The sequence below is a fragment of the Rathayibacter sp. AY1E2 genome (genome assembly GCF_002932325.1).
Lineage (GTDB): Bacteria > Actinomycetota > Actinomycetes > Actinomycetales > Microbacteriaceae > Rathayibacter.
The window spans coordinates 36,958-50,822 of record NZ_PSVO01000015.1; the positions used below are offsets into that span (position 1 = coordinate 36,958).

Consider the following 13,865-nt stretch of genomic DNA (forward strand, 5'->3'; position numbering starts at 1 on the left):
CGCGAGAACGCCGCCTCCCGATCGGGAGACGGCGTCGGAACGCGATGAGGTGCTGTCGCGGAGCGGCGGGGCTCAGTGCTGCGCGGGGACCTGACGGTAGCCGTCGCGGCTGGCGACGAGCACCGTCGACACCGTGCCCCATGCGGCGAGGCCACTGAGGACGACGAGGATTGCGATGCTCATGAGTGTTCTGCCTTTCGTTGCGGCGGCTTCTGATCGATCCGCCGGGATGCTGTGTACAACGTCCAGTGTCCGGCCCCGTGTTCCGTAGGACAATCGAACTGTTCTTGCCCTGACGTGTAGTTTCTCTACATGGACGTGCGACGGCTGGAACTGCTCCGCGAGCTCTCGATGCGCCGCTCGATCACGGCCGTGGCGGAGGCGACGCACCGCACGCCCTCCGCGGTCTCGCAGCAGCTCAAGGTGCTCGAGCGCGAGGCCGGCGTGCCGCTGATCGAGCGCTCCGGCCGCGGCGTGGTGCTCACGGCCGCGGGACGCGAGCTCGCCCGGAGCGCCACCGAGATCGCGATCGCGCTCGAGCGGGCCGACGCCGTCTGGCAGACGTTCAAGAACAACCCGATCGGCGAGGTCACCATCGCGACCTTCCCCACCGCGGGCCAGATGCTCCTCCCGAACGCGCTGGTCGCGCTCCGGAGCGTCGAGGGGCTCGTCGTGCAGTGCGAGGACGCGGACCCCGGCACCGACGAGTTCGCCGACCTGACCGCCGACTTCGACATCGTGCTCGCCCACTCGCCCACCGGCAGGAGCGCCTGGGCCGGCCGCGGCCTCGCGATGGCGGAGCTGATGGTCGAGCCTCTCGACATCGGCCTGCCGGTCGGGCACCGCCTCGCGGACCGGGCGACGGTCTCGGCGGCGGACCTGGTCGGCGAGACCTGGATCGGCGTCCCGGACGGGTTCCCGTTCGAGCGCGTGATGCAGGACATCGAGACCGCGTCCGGCGAGGCGGTGCGGGTGGAGCAGCGCTTCGCGTCGACCCGCGTGACGGAGGCGTTCGTCGCGGCGGGCCTGGGCATCGCGGTGCTCCCGCGCTACACGGCGGGCGGCGCGGGAGTGGTGGTGAAGCCGCTCCGCGGGGTGAACTCCGTGCGGCACATCGTCGCGCTGATGCGGCCGGACCGGGCGGAGCGGCTCTCGGTCCGCACCGTCGTCCGCGAGCTGCGCGCGCAGGCGGGCCGGCTCGTGCACGCGCTCTGAGCGATCACGGTGCCGTGCCCTCGCCCGCGCGGGGGAGAATGGAGACATGAGCGATCCCGCCCGCCCCGAGGTCACCCGCGAAGAGGTCGACGTCCGCCGCTCCCCGCGCGTCTGGCGCATCCTGACCCTCGGCGTCGGGCTCGGAGCGATCGCGGCCTTCGTGCTGACCTTCGCGCTGCCCGAGACGCAGGGCTTCTCCCGCGGGCAGGTCTTCGGCTTCAGCCTGCTGCTCTTCGTGACGCTGTTCGGCGCTCTCGCGGGGCTCGTCGTGGTGCTGCTCGACCGGGTCGTCGGCCGGAAGGTCGTCCGGACCACCGCCGAGCGGATCGTCGAGCGCGAGGACGCGGCCGAGGAGCCCGTGGCCGAGGAGGTCCTGCCCGACGCGCGGACGACGTCCGACGAGGACGACCCGCGGACGGGGTCCGACCGGGTCTAGCCGGCGGAGGCGGGCCGCCCTGCGGCCGCTGCACTCCGCCCTGCGCTGAGGGTCCCGCCCGCGGCTCGCGCTCGCGGACGGGACCGCGGCGTCAGCGTCCCCGGCGCGACGAGGAGCGGCGGCTGCTGCTCGCGCTGGACGTCGGGCGCTTGGCGGCGGCGCGCTTGGCCTTCTGCGACTTCGAGATCTTCTTGGCCACGAAGGTGAGCAGGAACGGAAGGATTCGGTAGATCACGGGGGACTCCTCGGGTGCATGCGCGCGGGGCCGCGCACCCTCCGATCATGGAGGGGCGCACGGATCCGCGGCACCCGTTGCGCCGCGCCCGGCGCTGTGCAGAGCTCAGCTCAGCTGCGTGCGCTCCACCCAGTCGAGGTACTCCGGGGTGACGGTGCCCGTGACGTACTCGCCGGTGAAGCAGCTGGTCTCGAGGTCGGTGACGTCCGAGCCCTCGAGGATCGCCGCCTTCATGTCGGCGACCTCCTGGTAGATCAGCTGGTCGGCGCCGATCGCCTCCGAGATCTCGGGGATGCGGCGGTTGTGGGCCACGAGCTCCTGGCGCGAGGGCATGTTGATCCCGTACACGTGCGGGTAGCGCACGGGAGGCGCGGCGGATGCGAAGGTGACCGTGTTCGCGCCGGCCGCGCGGGCCATGTCGACGATCTCCTTGGAGGTGGTGCCGCGGACGATCGAGTCGTCGACGATCAGGACGTTCTTGCCCTTGAATTCGCTCGACATCGCGTTGAGCTTCTGCCGCACCGACTTCTTGCGGACCGCCTGCCCGGGCATGATGAACGTCCGGCCGACGTAGCGGTTCTTGTAGAAGCCCTCGCGGTACTCGATCCCGAGCTTCTGCGCGACCTGCATCGCGGCGGGGCGGGAGGAGTCGGGGATCGGCATGACGACGTCGATCGCTCCGCCCGGGGTGTACTGCGCGATGGTGTCGGCGAGGCGGTCGCCCAGGCGCAGGCGCGCCTCGTAGACCGAGATGCCGGACATCACGGAGTCGGGGCGGGCGAGGTAGACGTACTCGAACGAGCACGGGATGAGTCGCGGGTCCTTCGCGCACTGGCGGCTGGTCATCCGGCCGTCGGGGGTGATGAAGACCGCCTCGCCGGGAGCGACGTCGCGGACGATCTCGAAGCCCTGCGCCTCGAGCACGAGCGACTCGGAGGCGACGACCCAGTCGTCCGGCGCCCCGGTGTTGCTGCGGCGGCCGACGATGAGCGGGCGGATCCCGAAGGGGTCGCGGAACGCCAGCAGCCCGACGCCGGCGATCAGCGCGATGGTGGCGTAGGAGCCCTCGACGCGCTCGTGCACGCGGGCGACGGCGTCGAACACCTCGTCGGCGTCGAGGTCGCGGCCCGACATCGAGGCCTGCAGCTCGTTCGCCAGCACGTTGACCAGCAGCTCCGTGTCGGAGGTGGTGTTGAGGTGGCGGCGGTCGATGCGGAAGAGCTCCTCGGTGAGCTCGCGCGTGTTCGTGAGGTTGCCGTTGTGGACGAGGATGATGCCGTACGGCGCGTTCACGTAGAACGGCTGGGCCTCCTCCTCGCGCTCGGCGTTGCCCTTCGTCGCGTAGCGCACGTGGCCGAGGCCCATGGATCCGAGCAGCGAGCGCATGTCGCGGGTGCGGAACGCCTCGCGGACCTGTCCCGCGGCCTTCTTGATGTGCAGGGTGCTGCCGTCGGCGGTCGCGATGCCGGTCGAGTCCTGGCCGCGGTGCTGCAGGAGGGAGAGGCTGTCGTAGATGGACTGGTTGACCGGTCCGGAGGACACGATCCCAACGATTCCGCACATGCCGGAGGGGCTCCCAAGGGGATAGCAGGGGGGTTTGACGGTCCATCCTGGCACGCGGGGGACTCATCCCCTAATGGTTCGCCGTGGGCGGATCCGTGGTCGCGGGAGTGCTCGGGGCGGCGCCGACCGGCGGATCGGCCGGGCGGCCGGTCGGGGAGCCGTGCGGCCGCTCAGCTGCTCGGAGCCGTCCAGGCGCCGGCGAGGCTGCGGTCCAGGACGCGGCGCCAGCCCTGCGGAGCCGCGGACTCGCGGCTGGTCGTGCCGGCCATCCGGAGCAGGGCCATCAGGTCGTCGTGGGTGAAGTCGGGGGAGAGGGATCCGTCGCGGTGGGCGGCCTCGACGAGATCCCGGCCGAGCTCGATCGAGCGGTCGCAGGCCTCGATGAGGGCGACTGCGTCGGGGAAGCGGCGCAGCATCGCGTCGTTGAGGGCGGGGTCCTCCAGCTGGAGGTCGATCATCCCGGAGACGAAGCGCTCCAGGCGTCCGCGGGAGGACCGCTCGGCGAGAGCGCGCTCGGTCAGGCCCTTCAGCTTCTCGCCGGCGACGGCCGGGACGACGGCGTCGATGAGCTCCTCACGGGAGCCGACGCGGTTGTAGAGGGTGCCGATGCTCACGCCGGCGTGACGGGCGGTGTCCTCGAGGGGGGCGGCCAGGCCGCGGGAGCCGAAGACCTCGAGGGCGGCGGCGTGCAGCTTCTCGACGTTCCGCTGCGCGTCCCGGCGCAGGACCTTCTGCTCGTCCATGCGATCCTCCCGATGATCTTGAGGTGCCATTCAAGTTATGGTCCGCGCTCATCGACGGCGGCCACCCGGACGCGGCGGCCGAGGTCATCGCCCGGTCCTACCTCGACCTCCACCGCAGCCGCGACCGCGCCGAGCTGCACTACGTGGCCTGGGACGCGTGACCGCGGGCGCGGAGCGGGAGCCGCCGGTGCGGCGGACCCGGATCCGCGCCGCGGCGGGAGAGGGCAGTCGGTAGGGTCGTCGCGTGAGTGATGAGACGAGCAGCTACGCCCGCGCAGGAGTCGACACGGCGGCGGGGGACCTCGCCGTCGAGCTGATGAAGTCGGCGGTGTCGGCGACGCACGACAGCCGGGTCCTCGGCGGGGTCGGCGGCTTCGCGGGCCTCTACGACGTCTCCTTCCTCCGCGACTTCCGAGCCCCCCTCCTCGCGACCTCGACCGACGGCGTCGGCACCAAGGTCGCGCTCGCCCAGGCGATCGACAAGCACGACACCATCGGGCAGGACCTCGTCGGCATGGTCGTCGACGACATCGTCGTGGTCGGCGCCCGCCCCTTCTTCATGACCGACTACATCGCGTGCGGCAAGGTCGTCCCGGCCCGCATCGCCGACATCGTCGCCGGCATCGCGCGCGCCTGTTCCGAGACGGGCATCGCGCTCGTCGGCGGCGAGACGGCCGAGCACCCGGGCCTGCTCGGACCCGACGACTACGACGTGGCGGGCGCGGCGGTCGGCGCGATCGAGGCCGACCAGGTGCGCGGCGCCGACCGCGTGCGCGACGGCGACGTCGTGGTGGCGATGGCCTCCTCCGGGCTGCACTCGAACGGCTACTCGCTCGTGCGCCACATCCTCGCCGAGCGCGGCATCGGCTTCACCGACCGCTCCGAGGAGCTGGGCGGCGTGGTCGGCGAGGTGCTGCTGGAGCCGACCCGCCTCTACACCCGGCCCCTCCTCGACCTGCTCGACGACGCCGAGCTCGGCCCGGCCGTCCACTCCATCAGCCACGTCACCGGCGGCGGGATCGCGGCGAACCTCGCGCGGGTGCTGCCGCGCGGCTCCTGGGTCGAGGTCGAGCGGGCGAGCTGGAGCCCGTCCGACGTGTTCCGCGCGCTCGCCGGGATGTCCGGCGCGACGCTCGAGAGCACCGAGGGCACCTGGAACCTCGGCATCGGCATGTTCGCCGTGGTCGCGGCGGAGGCGGCCGACGGCGTGATCGCACGCCTCGAGCGCTCGGGCGTCCCGTCGTGGGTCGCGGGCCGCGTCTCGACGGCCGCGCGCGGCTTCGAGGGCTTCGAGCAGGGCGCGAAGGGCGTCGACGGCGGAGCGGTCCGCCTGGTCGGGTCCTACGCGGGCTGATCCCCGGAGGCGCCGCGGATCAGCGCGGTACGGCGTGCGCGCGCTCCCAGGAGTGCTCGTGCCGGGTCAGCAGCCACGAGCCCGCAGCGCAGAGGGCGCAGGCGGCCGCGGTGGCGAGCAGGGCGGTCGCCCAGGTCGGGGCGTCGCGGCTGACGAGCAGGTTCGCGGAGGCGACCAGCACGCCGAGGCCGGCGCCCGCGCTGGTGCCGAGCACGAACGGGCCGTCGCGGCGGCTCGCGACGCGCACCGCGACCATGCCGGCGACCGCTCCCGCGCCTCCGACGACTCCGATGCCCGCGCCGGAGGCCGCTCCCATGAGCAGGCCGAAGCTCACCAGCCCGGGCGGTCCGTCGGCGGCGAGGACGCCGGGCAGGTAGAGGACCAGGGCGACGGCGGCGCCGACCGCGCCGCCCACCAGGATCGCGCCGACCAGCAGGGCGGCGGTGACGTAGCCGACCCGCGCGACAGGCCGCGCGGATCCTCCGGGTTCGAACATTCGCGGCTCCATCGACGCGGCCCGCGGGGCAGCGGGCGGTCCTCGGACAGTACGCCCGAACGCCCCTCGGCGGAACCGTCGTCGGGGATCGGCGGGGCTAGCGCCGGAGGGTCTCGCTCGGGAGCTCGCCGAACCGCGTCGCGTAGTGCTGGGCGAAGCGGCCGCCGCTGATGAACCCCCAGCGTGCGGCGACGTCGCCGACCACCAGCGAGCCGATCGATCCGGCCGAGAGCTCCTCGTGCGCGCGCTCGAGGCGGACGTCGCGCAGGTAGTGCCGCGGGGTCTCGCCGAAGGCGCGCTGGAACGCCAGCTGCACGCCGCGGACCGTGAGCCCGGCCGCGTCGGCGATGTCGGCCACTCCGAGGGGCAGATCGGCGTTGGCCTGCACGAACTCCACGGCCCGGCGGAGGCGCCGCGCGCTGACCGAGGGCGGCACGGCCGGCAGCGGGGCGATGCGGTGGGCGAAGGTCTGCAGGGCGGCGAGCGCGGCGATGCGGGCGACGCCGTCGCGCTGCAGCGCGGTGGGCGTGTGCGCGGAGGCGAGGGTGTCGCGCAGGAGGCGGATCGCCGCCCACCAGGCGGTCGTGTCGCGCGCCACGGGGGCGAACCGCAGCGGGCCGGGCTCGGTGCCGTGCAGCTCGGCGGCGATCGCCTCGAGGTGGGCGGCCTCGAAGTGCACGAGCGCGTCGCGGTACTCGAGGGCCTCGAAGCCGAAGGGCCGGCCGCTCGGGAACATGGCCGGGCGCCCGACGACGAGGCGGTGCTCGTCGCGCCCCAGGTCGAGGGAGGCGCGCCCCGCGGTCAGCCAGAGGGCGACGTAGACGTCGCTCGGGGCCACCGTGCCGCGCACCCGGCCGAGGAAGGAGGCGGAGTGGAGGCTCACGGGCCCGGGCCCGGTCGTCGTGTAGCGGAACGCGAACGGCACGACCGAGCGCTCGGCCCGGAAGCCGGAGCCGTTGTACGAGCCGGCGTAGAACTCGCGCGCCTCGTCGAGGTCGCTCCCGCGACGCTCCGACTGCCACACGGGCAGCCGTGCGGGCGGGGAAGTGCTCATCCGGTCAGTGTCCCAGGGGGCACCGACATTCTGCACTCAGTGGCGGAAAGCGGGAGAACGTGCTCAGCCGAGCGACCCGCGCTCCAGGTGGAAGAGGGCGAGCGCGGCCACCGCGGCCGTCTCGACGATCGCCCCGGAGCGGACCATCTCCGCGATCTCCGCATCGGGGAACCACTGCTGCCGCATGTCCTGCTCGGTGTCCTCGCGCTCGTGCTCGCCGTGCTCGAGACCCTCGGCGAGGAAGACGTCCACGGACTGCGCGACGAAGCCGTACGCCTCCGCGAGCCTGCCCAGGTGCGTCAGGCGCTCGGCCCGGAGGCCCGTCTCCTCGCGCAGCTCGGCACGGGCGAGAGCCTCGGGGTCGCCGCCGGCCGAGCCGTGCGGCCAGCCGCCGGCGGGGAACTCCCACGCGCGGCGGCCGATCGGGTACCGGTACTGCTCGACCAGCCAGAACCCGCCGCGCTCCCGCGGGAGCACGAGGGCGTAGTCGTCGCGCTCGACGACCGAGTAGACGCCGCGCGTCCCGCCCGGCCAGAGCACCTCGTCCTCGCGGACGCGGATCCACGGGGTCTCGTAGGCGACCCGCGTCGACAGCTGCCGGACGGCGACGTCGGCGGGGGCTGCGCGGAGCGGCTCCTCGACCTCGGGTCGCTCGCCCGCCGGATCACCGCCCGCACGCGAAACGGGGCCGCCCCGAGGGAGCGGCCCCGATTCACGGGAGGAGTCACGCACGCTTCTGGTGCGGCTCCTCGACGAGGTCCGTGTCGTCGCCGTCGTCCTCGGCGTCGATCCACTTCGAGTAGTCCGGCTCGTCCGGGTGGCTGAGCTCGCGCTCGAGCGCACTGTAATCGACCGCCGGGCTGAACGACTTCAGCTCACGGGCGATCTTGGTGTTCTTCGCCTTCTGACGGCCGCGCCCCATGGGTGACCCCCTCACGATGACAGGCCAGACGGGCAGTGAGCCGGCTGGGGAAAAGAGCAGACAGGGAAAGTTGAAATCTACGCGGTAGTTTAGCAGACGGGGGACACGCCACCCCGGGCCTCGATCTGCCGGACGGCCGCCCATCCTCGACCGCGTCAGGAGCACCGTGGACAGCGTCGCCCCACCGCGTCCCGTCGTGGTGATCGGCGCGGGTCAGGCGGGTCTGTCCGTGGCCTACTACCTGCGCCGTCTCGGCCTCGTCCCCGGGCGCGACCTGATCGTCCTCGACCGCGGTCCGGAGCCCGGCGGGGCCTGGCAGTTCCGCTGGGAGGCCCTGCGGCTCGGCTCCGCGCACCGCGTGCACGATCTCCCGGGCATGGAGCGGATGGGGCTCTCGTTCCGCACGGCCGATCACCGGCGACCGGCACGGGACGTGGTCCGCGAGTACTACGGGCGCTACGAGGAGGAGCTCGGTCTCGAGATCCGCCGTCCGGAGTCGGTGCGGCGCGTCACGAGTGCGACGCCGCACGACACGAGGTCGCCGCTCGTCGTCGAGTCCGACCGCGCGGTCGAGCGCGCGAGTCTGCTCGTCAACGCGACCGGCACCTGGGGATCGCCCTTCGTCCCGCACTACCCCGGGCGCGACCGCTTCCGCGGCGTGCAGATCGACCCGACCGAGTACGTCCGCGCCGAGGACTTCGCCGGGAAGCAGGTGCTCGTGGTCGGCGGCGGCACCTCGGCGATCGGCTTCCTGCTGGAGCTCGAGCGGGTGGCGCGCTCCCTGACGTGGGCGACGCGGCGACCGGTCGTCTACCACGACGGCGAGCAGCTGGCGATGGAGTCGGCGGTGGAGGCGGTGGCCGAGCAGGACCGCGCCGCCCGCGCCGGGCTGCCCCTCCCGAGCATCGTCGGCGGCACGGGCGTGCAGCGCACCCGCCGGGTGGTCGCCGGGATCGAGCGCGGGCTCCTGCACGAGCGGGGGATGTTCTCGTCGATCGAGGAGGAGGGCGTGCGCTGGCCGGACGGCTCCTTCACGCGCGCCGACGCGATCATCTGGGCGACGGGCTTCCGGCCGGAGCTGCGCCACCTCGCTCCGCTCGGGCTGCGCGAGCGCGAGGGCGGCATCGCGGTCGCCGACGGAGCCTCACTGACGGATCCGCGGGTCTTCTTCGCCGGCTACGGCCCGACGGCCTCCACCATCGGGGCGAACCGCTCGGGCCGGCGCATCGCGCGCGCGGTCGTGGCGCGCCTGCCCTGAGCGCGCCTGCCCTGAGCGCGCCTGCCCTGAGCCGGTCTGCCCTGAGCGGCGCGGCGCCTCAGATCCTGCCGTCCCAGTCCACCGGCACCACGGAGCCGCGGTAGCGGATCCCGTCCACGCGGATCGGCCCGGCGAGCGCGGGTGAGAGCGGCGCGACGACCAGGGTGTCGCCTCCGGGAGCGAGCCCCAGCGCCGCCGACAGCACAGCGACGGAGGCGGCCGCCGACCAGGCCTGCGGTCGGCAGGCCGCCGGGTACGGCACCGGCGCGTGCACCTCGGCGGCGGGGTCGCCCGAGTGCAGCTCGGGCATCCGGTAGCCGAAGCCCTCGGCCGCGGCGATCAGTCCGCGCGAGAGGGTCGTCGCCTCCGCCCCGAAGCCCTCCCGGGCGAGCCCGGTGACGGCGATCGCGGTGTCGTGGGCCCAGACGGAGCCGCCGTGGTACGACAGCGGCCAGTAGCCGCCCGAGCCGGTGTCCAGGGTGCGCAGGCCGAAGCCCGAGTCGAGCCCGGGGGAGACCAGCAGCTCGGCGACCCGGGCGGCGTGCTCGGGGGAGAGGATGCCGGTGCCGAGGAGGTGGCCGAGGTTGCTGGTGATCGTGTCGACCGGGCGCCCGGCCGCGTCGAGCGCGATCGCCGGGTAGCCGCCGTCGGCGTCGTCGATCCAGAACGCCTCCGCGAAGCGCGCCTTCAGCGTCGACGCCGCCTCGCGCCACTCCGAGCCGTCACGGCCGAGGTGCTCGAGCAGCGCCGCTCCGCCGACCATGGCCTCGTGGGCGTAGGCCTGCACCTCGCAGAGCGCGATCGGACCCTCCGCGAGCGTGCCGTCGCGCCACTGGATCGAGTCGCCCGAGTCCTTCCAGCCCTGGTTGGCGAGGCCGTGCCCCGTGGTGTCGACGTACTCGAGGAACCCGTCGCCGTCGGAGTCGCCGTCGTCGCGGAGCCAGCGCAGCGCCGCCTCCAGAGCGGGCAGCAGCTGGGCACCGGCAACCAGTACCCGCTGCAGCTCGCGGCCGCGGTGCTGATGTCGATCCCGGTTGCCGTGCTGTTCTTCGTCTTCCAGCGGCGGATCATGAACACGACCGAGGGCGCGGAGAAGGGCTGACGCGGGGGCTCCGGCTCCTGCTGATCGAGCATCGCGCGTGGGTGACCGGTTCCTGCTGATCGAGCAGCGCACAGGGCGCGTATCGAGATCCGTGTCCGTGCGACGGGCCTCGATACGCCCCTGCGGGGCTGCTCGACCAGCATGCGGGAGTGCCGCCGCTACTTCGCGAGGAACTCCAGGACGACGCGGTTCCACTCCTCCGGGTGGCTCACGGTCACTCCGTGCGGGGCGCCGTGGACGACGTGCAGCTCGGAGCCGGGGATCGCCGCGTGGGTGCGGGCGCCGGAGCCCTCGAACGGAACCGTGCCGTCGCCGTCGCCGTGGATGACGAGCGCGGGCACCGACACGTTGGGCAGGTCCTCGCGGAAGTCGGTGGTCGCGAAAGCCGTCATGCAGGCGAGGGCCGCGTGCTTGGCCGACTGCTTCGCCAGAGCGATCGCCTCCTGGCGCTGCTCCTCCGTCACCTTCAGCACGCCGTCGACCGAGAAGAAGTCGGTGGTGAACTGGTCGTAGAAGTCGTCCTCGCTCTTCGTGAGGCCCGCGGTCATCTGCGCGGCCTGCGCCTTCTCGAGCGGGCCGTCCGGGTTGTCGTCCGTCTTCATCAGGTACGGCGGGACGGCCGAGGCGAAGACGACGCTGTGCAGGCGATCGGCGCCGTACTTCGTGAAGTAGCGGGCGACCTCGCCGCCGCCCATCGAGAAGCCGACCAGGGTGACGTCCTGCAGGTCGAGCTCGGTGAGGAGGGTGTGCAGGTCCTCGGTGAGCGTGTCGTAGCTGTAGCCGGTGAGCGGCTTGTCGCTGCGCCCGAAGCCGCGGCGGTCGTAGGTGACGACGCGGTAGCCGGCCTCGGCGAACGCGGGGACCTGCTCCTTCCACGACTCGCCCGAGAGGGGCCAGCCGTGGATGAGGACCACGGGGCGGCCCGATCCGCCGGTGTCGTCGACGTGCAGGTCCGTGTCCTTGAAGAGTCCGTGGTGGGCGGTGATCTCGGCCATGGCGAGTGCTCCTTCCGGCGCCGACGATCGGCGTCACTTGATGTTCGAGGACGTCCCTGCGAGCGGATGGCCGGAGCGGGGAGGGTTGACAGCTCCCGTCACTCCGCGACGACGGCCGCGGCGAGGCCCCGCAGCGCGGTGTGCAGCCCGGGGCTCATGGGCAGCCCGGCGTCGAGCACCGCGTTCGCGGCGGCGACCAGCACCGGTGCCGCGGGGGAGGAGACCACGGTGAGGCCGGCGGGCGGATCCGCGTCGCCCGAGGGCCGCACGACCAGGACGAGCCGGGAGCTGGGAGCGCTCGTGCTGATCGTCGCTCCCGATCGGGCGGGCAGCACCGCGAGGGTGCCGCGGCCGACGAACTCGCGCTCCTCCCGACTGGCGACGGTGAACGCGCCCTCGAGCGGGAGCAGGAGCACCACCGACCCCGGGTCGGCGCGGGGGCTCGGGCGGAAGTCGATCGTGCCGGCCGTGTGCCAGATCCGCCGGAGGAGCACGCCCTCGGCGGCCGCCTCCTGCCCGGTGACGGCGAACGCGGGGTCGGGCCCGGCCTCGGCGTGGCGGGCCCGCAGCCAGTGCCGGGCGGAGTCGCCGCGGAGGGGCATCGGGCGGATCAGCGGATCGGACACGGCGGCTCCCGAGGAACGCGGACCTGAATCGGCCGAGACAGTGAGGAACCATCATCCTAGGAGCGGCGGGAGGCGTCGTCCCCGGAGTGGCGCGTCCTCACATGCCGATGCCGCCCCGGCCGCGCTGAGCGCGACGCCGGAGCGGCATCCGAAGGGTGGTGCGGACTACTGGAATCCGCCGCCGCGGTCCTCCGGGTCCTCGATCGGGTCGGAGTCGGGAGTGTCGATCGAGTAGGTCACGTGGACCGCCTCGCCGACCTCCTTGGCGGAGACGGCGTTGTACACGAGGTGCGTCTCCTGGCCGTCGACGGCGGCGTAGACGTCGACCTCCTTCTCGTAGCCCCCCTCGGTGCTGACGCGGTTCTCGGTCTGGCCGTCGAACGGCCCACCCTGGAAGAAGGCGAGGTAGCTCTCGCCCTCGGCGAGTGCGCGGATGTCGTTGCTCATGCCCCCAGGTCTACCACTCGGCGCCTCCCCGCCGCTCGGCCTTGCGCTCGGCGGGCGGAGGAGGGCCGGGAGCGGCGGCGGCCGTGCCGCGAGGTGGCACTGTTCGACGGGATCTCTCCGCACGCGCCGTCAGGGCACGAGCCGCTGCGTGATCGAGGCCGTCGGCCCGCTCAGCGCGATCTCGGCGAGCGCGCCGTTGACCAGGGGCATCTGCGGCGGCTGGTGCCCGGCGTCGACGTCGAGGATCACCGGCACGCCGAGATCGCCGAGAGCCCGCCGCACCGCGTCCTCCTGGCTCAGCTCGGGCAGGGACGCGCCCTCGGTCCGGCCGATCAGGACACCGGTCGCCTGCTCGAACCAGCCCGCGAGGCGGAGGGAGGTGAGCATCCGGAGCACCGAGACGGAGTCGGACCCGGCCGCCTCCAGGTAGACGACGGTGCCCTCCGGCGCGTGCCGGCGAGCGAAGCCCGGCACATCGCCGTAGGGCGTGCCCGCGAGCAGGGACACCGTCTCGAGGCATCCGCCGATCAAGCGGCCGGACATCGCCGCGTCCGCTGACCCGTCGAGCGAGCGCCAGCGGGTCGGCTCCTCGTAGGCCCGATCGCGGTCGAGCGGCTCGTCCGCCCACGCACCCCACGGACGGCTCCGGCGTCGCGGCGCGGCGTGCTGCGTGAACGCGGCTCCGGGCTCGAGGCCGGCGACCTCCGTCCAGCGGTGGAACCCGACCGGCAGCTCCCACGGCTCGTCCATCAGATTGGCGCCGTGGATCGTCGCGAGCCCGGTCGTCGTCGTCAGGGGCAGGAGCAGCGTCGAGACGTCCGACCAGCCGACGAACCAGGGCCGGGCCTCCGCGAGGGCGTGCCAGTCGAGCCTCTCCAACAGCTCGACGGCGAGCTCGCCGCCCCACGGAGGAAGGACCGCGTCCCCGCTCCGGAAGGCGTCGTGCAGGTCGGCCGCCCGATCCGCGGCGGACGCCGGAGCGAGTCCGCCGAGGAGGGCGTGCGGCCGGACCCGGACGTCGTATCCCGCCGAGCCGAGTCGGCGCGCGGCGTCCTGCAGCCGGTCGTGCAGGTGCGCGGGGACTCCCATCGAGGGCGCGGGCACCTCCACCCGGCCTCCGGCGCGGAGGGGCGCGGGGTACGTGATGCTCGCCATCCGACGACGCTAACGCCCCTCGCGGTGACGGGCTTCGAATGCTCCGTCCGGCGAGTACCTCCGCGCCCTTCCTGCCCCGACTCGCGGGCGGCCGCTGAGCGCGATCGCGAGAGGGGTCGGCGCGAGTGCCGCGCCGCCCAGCCACCCACTCGTGCGCAGCGCCGCCCGCCGGGAAGAAAGATGGGGCCGGGAGGCGCACCGGAACGTGACGTCGCGGTCTCGTGCAGGCGTCTCGGCTCCGCTGCTGCCGGCGGCGACCCGCAC

At 73.5% G+C, this 13,865-nt stretch carries 16 protein-coding genes and 2 pseudogenes; 6 read left to right on the forward strand and 12 right to left on the reverse strand.

What is annotated here, in order from left to right; translation table 11 throughout:
* Positions 1 to 312 precede the first annotated feature (312 nt).
* Together C5C49_RS11715 and C5C49_RS11720 are read left to right on the forward strand one after the other, a co-directional pair.
* Positions 313 to 1,215, forward strand: coding sequence for a LysR family transcriptional regulator (locus C5C49_RS11715; protein ID WP_104257884.1), 903 nt, complete (start codon positions 313 to 315; stop codon positions 1,213 to 1,215).
* A gap of 46 nt (positions 1,216 to 1,261) precedes the next feature.
* Entirely contained in the window at positions 1,262 to 1,651 is a 390-nt protein-coding gene (locus tag C5C49_RS11720) for a hypothetical protein (RefSeq protein WP_104346228.1), read from the forward strand.
* 91 nt (positions 1,652 to 1,742) lie between these two features.
* Here C5C49_RS11720 and C5C49_RS17055 read toward each other — a convergent pair whose 3' ends face one another.
* The 3 genes from C5C49_RS17055 to C5C49_RS11730 all read right to left on the reverse strand — a co-directional run bounded on the left by C5C49_RS17055 (position 1,743) and on the right by C5C49_RS11730 (position 4,192).
* Entirely contained in the window at positions 1,743 to 1,886 is a 144-nt protein-coding gene (locus tag C5C49_RS17055; RefSeq protein ID WP_181028791.1) for a hypothetical protein, read from the reverse strand.
* 105 nt (positions 1,887 to 1,991) lie between these two features.
* Positions 1,992 to 3,449, reverse strand: coding sequence for an amidophosphoribosyltransferase (gene purF, locus C5C49_RS11725; RefSeq protein ID WP_104295679.1), 1,458 nt, complete (start codon positions 3,447 to 3,449; stop codon positions 1,992 to 1,994).
* A gap of 170 nt (positions 3,450 to 3,619) precedes the next feature.
* Positions 3,620 to 4,192 carry a TetR/AcrR family transcriptional regulator gene (locus C5C49_RS11730; RefSeq protein WP_104346229.1) on the reverse strand — a complete coding sequence of 191 codons (573 nt, stop codon included), beginning with the start codon at positions 4,190 to 4,192 and terminating at the stop codon, positions 3,620 to 3,622.
* A gap of 23 nt (positions 4,193 to 4,215) precedes the next feature.
* On the opposite strand from C5C49_RS11730, the gene C5C49_RS17060 reads away from it, so the two are divergent.
* Complete coding sequence (locus tag C5C49_RS17060) at positions 4,216 to 4,353, forward strand: hypothetical protein (protein ID WP_181135766.1); 138 nt, start codon at positions 4,216 to 4,218, stop codon at positions 4,351 to 4,353.
* Positions 4,354 to 4,436: 83 nt separating this feature from the next.
* Positions 4,437 to 5,546: a phosphoribosylformylglycinamidine cyclo-ligase gene (gene purM, locus C5C49_RS11735; protein WP_104346230.1), complete on the forward strand. Its 1,110-nt coding sequence runs from the start codon at positions 4,437 to 4,439 to the stop codon at positions 5,544 to 5,546.
* A 19-nt stretch (positions 5,547 to 5,565) separates the two neighbouring features.
* Here purM and C5C49_RS11740 read toward each other — a convergent pair whose 3' ends face one another.
* The 4 genes from C5C49_RS11740 to C5C49_RS11755 form a co-directional block, all read right to left on the reverse strand.
* Entirely contained in the window at positions 5,566 to 6,042 is a 477-nt protein-coding gene (locus C5C49_RS11740; RefSeq protein WP_104257887.1) for a hypothetical protein, read from the reverse strand.
* Between the two features lie 97 nt (positions 6,043 to 6,139).
* Positions 6,140 to 7,096, reverse strand: a complete 957-nt coding sequence (locus tag C5C49_RS11745) for a helix-turn-helix transcriptional regulator (protein WP_104353585.1) — start codon at positions 7,094 to 7,096, stop codon at positions 6,140 to 6,142.
* A gap of 63 nt (positions 7,097 to 7,159) precedes the next feature.
* Positions 7,160 to 7,828 carry an NUDIX hydrolase gene (locus C5C49_RS11750; protein WP_258068456.1) on the reverse strand — a complete coding sequence of 223 codons (669 nt, stop codon included), beginning with the start codon at positions 7,826 to 7,828 and terminating at the stop codon, positions 7,160 to 7,162.
* The gene (locus tag C5C49_RS11755) at positions 7,821 to 8,018 is read right to left on the reverse strand and encodes a DUF3073 domain-containing protein (RefSeq protein WP_097167615.1); all 198 of its coding nucleotides are present in this window, start codon (positions 8,016 to 8,018) and stop codon (positions 7,821 to 7,823) included. Before C5C49_RS11755 ends, C5C49_RS11750 begins: the two co-directional genes overlap by 8 nt.
* Positions 8,019 to 8,184: 166 nt before the next feature.
* On the opposite strand from C5C49_RS11755, the gene C5C49_RS11760 reads away from it, so the two are divergent.
* Positions 8,185 to 9,276 carry an FAD-dependent oxidoreductase gene (locus C5C49_RS11760; protein WP_104346232.1) on the forward strand — a complete coding sequence of 364 codons (1,092 nt, stop codon included), beginning with the start codon at positions 8,185 to 8,187 and terminating at the stop codon, positions 9,274 to 9,276.
* A 58-nt stretch (positions 9,277 to 9,334) separates the two neighbouring features.
* Here the strand turns inward: C5C49_RS11760 and C5C49_RS11765 are convergent.
* Positions 9,335 to 10,249 (reverse strand): annotated as a pseudogene (locus tag C5C49_RS11765) (amylo-alpha-1,6-glucosidase); the annotation flags it as partial.
* On the opposite strand from C5C49_RS11765, the pseudogene C5C49_RS11770 reads away from it, so the two are divergent.
* Positions 10,232 to 10,378 (forward strand): annotated as a pseudogene (locus tag C5C49_RS11770) (carbohydrate ABC transporter permease); the annotation flags it as partial. The pseudogenes C5C49_RS11765 and C5C49_RS11770 overlap by 18 nt on opposite strands.
* Before the next feature lie 158 nt (positions 10,379 to 10,536).
* Here C5C49_RS11770 and C5C49_RS11775 read toward each other — a convergent pair.
* The 4 genes from C5C49_RS11775 to C5C49_RS11790 all read right to left on the reverse strand — a co-directional run bounded on the left by C5C49_RS11775 (position 10,537) and on the right by C5C49_RS11790 (position 13,601).
* Positions 10,537 to 11,373, reverse strand: a complete 837-nt coding sequence (locus C5C49_RS11775) for an alpha/beta fold hydrolase (protein WP_104223760.1) — start codon at positions 11,371 to 11,373, stop codon at positions 10,537 to 10,539.
* Positions 11,374 to 11,471: 98 nt separating this feature from the next.
* Positions 11,472 to 11,999, reverse strand: coding sequence for a hypothetical protein (locus C5C49_RS11780; RefSeq protein ID WP_104256055.1), 528 nt, complete (start codon positions 11,997 to 11,999; stop codon positions 11,472 to 11,474).
* A 165-nt stretch (positions 12,000 to 12,164) separates the two neighbouring features.
* A complete protein-coding gene (locus C5C49_RS11785) occupies positions 12,165 to 12,446 on the reverse strand; it encodes an oligoribonuclease (RefSeq protein ID WP_104223758.1) in 282 nt (93 codons plus the stop codon).
* Positions 12,447 to 12,575: 129 nt separating this feature from the next.
* Complete coding sequence (locus C5C49_RS11790) at positions 12,576 to 13,601, reverse strand: S66 peptidase family protein (protein ID WP_104346233.1); 1,026 nt, start codon at positions 13,599 to 13,601, stop codon at positions 12,576 to 12,578.
* Between the last annotated feature and the right edge of the window lie 264 nt (positions 13,602 to 13,865).

What these genes read in the sequence shown, in the direction of transcription:
- C5C49_RS11715 (WP_104257884.1), top strand. Translation starts at nt 313, where the DNA reads ATGGACGTGCGACGGCTGGAACTGCTCCGCGAGCTCTCGATGCGCCGC.
- C5C49_RS11720 (WP_104346228.1), top strand. Translation starts at nt 1,262, where the DNA reads ATGAGCGATCCCGCCCGCCCCGAGGTCACCCGCGAAGAGGTCGACGTC.
- purF (WP_104295679.1), bottom strand. Translation starts at nt 3,449, where the DNA reads ATGTGCGGAATCGTTGGGATCGTGTCCTCCGGACCGGTCAACCAGTCC.
- C5C49_RS11730 (WP_104346229.1), bottom strand. Translation starts at nt 4,192, where the DNA reads ATGGACGAGCAGAAGGTCCTGCGCCGGGACGCGCAGCGGAACGTCGAG.
- C5C49_RS11740 (WP_104257887.1), bottom strand. Translation starts at nt 6,042, where the DNA reads ATGTTCGAACCCGGAGGATCCGCGCGGCCTGTCGCGCGGGTCGGCTAC.
- C5C49_RS11745 (WP_104353585.1), bottom strand. Translation starts at nt 7,096, where the DNA reads ATGAGCACTTCCCCGCCCGCACGGCTGCCCGTGTGGCAGTCGGAGCGT.
- C5C49_RS11755 (WP_097167615.1), bottom strand. Translation starts at nt 8,018, where the DNA reads ATGGGGCGCGGCCGTCAGAAGGCGAAGAACACCAAGATCGCCCGTGAG.
- C5C49_RS11775 (WP_104223760.1), bottom strand. Translation starts at nt 11,373, where the DNA reads ATGGCCGAGATCACCGCCCACCACGGACTCTTCAAGGACACGGACCTG.
- C5C49_RS11785 (WP_104223758.1), bottom strand. Translation starts at nt 12,446, where the DNA reads ATGAGCAACGACATCCGCGCACTCGCCGAGGGCGAGAGCTACCTCGCC.
- C5C49_RS11790 (WP_104346233.1), bottom strand. Translation starts at nt 13,601, where the DNA reads ATGGCGAGCATCACGTACCCCGCGCCCCTCCGCGCCGGAGGCCGGGTG.